The sequence below is a fragment of the Collinsella aerofaciens genome (assembly GCF_032584215.1).
Taxonomy (GTDB): Bacteria; Actinomycetota; Coriobacteriia; order Coriobacteriales; family Coriobacteriaceae; genus Collinsella.
In genome coordinates, this window is sequence record NZ_JAWHPN010000084.1 from 1 (window position 1) to 607 (window position 607).

A 607-nucleotide genomic window follows, 5' to 3' on the forward strand; every position below is an offset into this window, starting at 1 on the left:
CACCTGCGTGGCCATGAATTTGCTACTGTGCTCCTCCGGTGTGTACTATATGGACACCATTGCGGACAGCTTACAGGGCGGCAGCACGGCGATCCTGAATGAGGACGGAGAGGCGAGCTTTGACCCGCGGCTCATAGCGCCCAACGAGGAGTTGACCATCGTCGTCGATGGGGTGCAGGGGCGCTTCCGCACCACCAACTGGTATATCACGGCGGCGGTAACGCTGCTCAGCGGCATCCTCGCCTATTTTGTCAGCGGACGCGCCCTCAAGCCCCTTCGCAGCTTTGCCTCGCAGGTGGAGCGGGTGCAGCTGAACAATCTTGCCGATATGAGGATCGATGAAGACGCCATTTCGGAGTTCCGGCAGCTGAGACGCTCGTTCAACCAGATGCTGGAGCGGCTGAATAACGCCTTTGCCGCCCAGCGGCAGTTCACCGGCAACGCCGCCCACGAGCTGCGCACGCCGCTGGCACTAATGCAGGCGCAGCTGGAGCTGTTTTCCTCAGAGCACCCTGACGTGCTACCGGAGACTGCGGAGTTTCTCACCCTCCTGCGCGAGCAGACTGAGAGGCTGACGCAGATGACCAAGACACTGTTGGAAATGAGC

The 607-nt window shown here is 60.8% G+C and carries 1 protein-coding gene; it reads left to right on the top strand.

What is annotated here, in order from left to right; all coding sequences use genetic code 11:
- Positions 1-49: 49 nt before the first annotated feature.
- Positions 50-607 (top strand): histidine kinase dimerization/phospho-acceptor domain-containing protein (locus RX395_RS09855; RefSeq protein ID WP_316367304.1); only part of this gene is annotated, 558 nt, incomplete at its 3' end.